Origin of the sequence: Streptomyces hydrogenans (genome assembly GCF_014656075.1) — a bacterium.
Classification (GTDB): domain Bacteria; phylum Actinomycetota; class Actinomycetes; order Streptomycetales; family Streptomycetaceae; genus Streptomyces; species Streptomyces hydrogenans.
Genome location: NZ_BNBS01000273.1, coordinates 1 through 2,488, shown reverse-complemented (window position 1 = coordinate 2,488; position 2,488 = coordinate 1). Strand labels below are relative to the sequence as shown.

2 protein-coding genes are annotated in these 2,488 nt (G+C 71.0%); both read left to right on the top strand.

The features are described from left to right. Positions 1 to 124 precede the first annotated feature (124 nt). Positions 125 to 1,492, top strand: a complete 1,368-nt coding sequence (gene gad, locus IE321_RS41320; protein ID WP_190226757.1) for a glutamate decarboxylase — start codon at positions 125 to 127, stop codon at positions 1,490 to 1,492. Positions 1,493 to 1,648: 156 nt separating this feature from the next. After that, on the top strand, positions 1,649 to 2,293 hold the full coding sequence (locus IE321_RS41315) for a GAP family protein (RefSeq protein WP_190226756.1): 645 nt from the start codon (positions 1,649 to 1,651) through the stop codon (positions 2,291 to 2,293). Positions 2,294 to 2,488: the final 195 nt, after the last annotated feature.

Below are 2,488 nucleotides of genomic sequence, written 5' to 3'. Positions count from 1 at the left end.
CCCGTCGCCTCGCCCTCCTCGGCGGCGCCACGGGCCGGTGTCGGGCCCGAGGTGCCGTACGGGCATCCGCCCGTCCCCGCGTGTCCCTCGCCGAGGCGGCAGCCTCCACTGCTTGAATCGTTGTATGACAAATCGTGACGATGCGGTTCTTTTCGGCAACCGGTTCCTGACCGCACCCGCTCCCTCGGACTCGTTCCCCGAGGGAGGCATGACCGCGACGGACGCGATGCGGCTCGTGGACGTCGATCTCGCCATGGAGGGCGACCCGCAGCGCAATCTCGCCACGTTCGTCACCACATGGATGGAGCCGGAGGCCCAGCGGCTGATCGCCGAGAACCTCCATCGCAACTTCATCGACCACGCGGAGTATCCGATCTCCGCCGAGATCGAGCAGCGGTGCGTGCGCATGCTCGCCGATCTCTTCCACGCGCCGGGCCCGACGGCCGCCGGGTGCCGGACCCAGGGCTCGTCCGAGGCGATCATGCTCGGAGCGCTTTCGCTGAAGTGGAAGTGGCGCGAGCGCCGCCAGGCCGCCGGTCTGCCGACGGACCGGCCCAACCTGATCTTCGGCGGGGACGTCCACGTGGTGTGGGAGAAGTTCTGCCGTTACTTCGACGTCGAGCCGCGGATCGTCCCCCTCGCGGAGGGCAAGTACACGATCGGCCCGGAGGACGTGGAACCCCACCTCGACGAGAACACGATCGGCGTCGTCGCCGTCCTCGGCACCACGTTCACCGGGCACAAGGACGACGTCGTCGGCATCGACAAGCTCCTGCGGGACGTCCGCGAGAAGCGGGACCTCGACATCCCGATCCACGTCGACGGCGCCAGCGGCGCGTTCGTGTGGCCCTTCCTCTACCCGGACTCGCCATGGGACTTCCGCCTGGAGCAGGTCCGTTCGATCAACGTCTCGGGCCACAAGTACGGCCTGGTCTATCCCGGCATCGGCTGGCTGATCTTCCGTGAGGAGTCCGACCTGGCCAAGGACCTCGTGTTCTACGAGAACTACCTGGGCAAGACGGACGCCACGTTCACGCTGAACTTCTCCACCGGCGCGTCGATGGTCCTTGCGCAGTACTACAACTTCGTGCGCCTCGGGCGTCAGGGCTACACCTACGTCATGAAGATGATGCAGGAGAACGCCCGTGTACTGGCGGACAACCTGCGCGCCAGCGGCCGGTTCGAAGTGATCGGGAGCGATCTCGAACAGCTGCCCCTCGTCGCGTTCCGCCTCGCCGAGAAGCAGTCCTACGACGAGTCCGACGTCGCCTGGCAGCTCTCCGCCGAGCGCGGATGGATGGTGCCGGCGTACACCCTCCCGCCCCGCGCGGAGAAGGTGAAGATCATGCGTGCTCTCGTCAAGGAGACCCTGAGCCGCGAACACGTCGACCGCCTGAGCCAGGACATCCTCGACGCGTGTCGCACCCTGGACGACAAGGGCGCGACGCACGACGCCGAGCGGACCCAGGTCAAGCGCGGTACCGGCTACTGAGTCCGTCCGCGTCACCGCGGGCGCGGCTCGCCCGGACGGCCGGGGCGTCGGCCGCGGAGCCGGGACGCCGAGCCCCGGCGGCGCCGCGTCCCCCGGCCGTCCGGTCCTTCCCGTACCGGGAGCGGACGGCCCCGACACCGAGGAGTGAGCGTTCCGGTGGTCCTTGACCTGATGGTGATCGGGACGGCCGTCACACTGGGGCCCCTGCACAACAGCGCCTTCATCCTGCTGCTCTTCACGCGGCGCGGCGTGCGCCTGGGGCTGGCGTTCCTGTTGTCGTGGCTGGCCGACCTGGTGGCGGTGATCGCCGTCGTGATGCTCCTGACCGGCGGTCGGCCCCCGGCCCGTCACAGCGCGCCCTCGACCGCCGCGATCATCGCGAAGCTCGTCATCGGCCTGGCGCTGGTGCTGTACGGGCTGTACCGGCACCATCGGCCGCCCCGCCCGCACGGCCCGCCCCGCTGGGCCGCCCGGATCGACAACGCCTCCCCGGCGACGGCGGCCGGTCTGGCCTGGCTGCTGCAGCCCTGGGGACTGGTCGCCGCCGGTGCGGCGACCGTCGTCGACGCGGACCTCTCCACCCTCTCCGACTGGCTCGCCCTGGCCGGCTACTGCCTGCTGGCCACGTTCAGCCTCATCGCCATGGAGATGTACGTGGTCCGGGAGCCCGCTGCCGCGGAGGCCCGGCTGCACGCCCTGCGGAGCTGGCTCGGCCGGCACCAGGAACGGCTGATCGTCTCCCTCTCGGTGGCCGCCGGCCTGTGGCTGACGGCCCGGAGCGTCTACCAGCTGGTCGCCTGACCCGGTGAGGCGCGCTCGGCACTCCGTTCGGGGGAGCGGCCCGCGCGGAACCCCTGAGCCGCGTGCTCGCGCGCCCCGCACGAGGGTGGCTCGGTGCGCTGCCCGCCGTCCCCGCGTCGCCCACCGCTCCGCGCGGACCGGGTGCGGCCCCGCCCGCGCGGGGGACGGTCCTGGTGCACGCGGCGACGGCGCCGA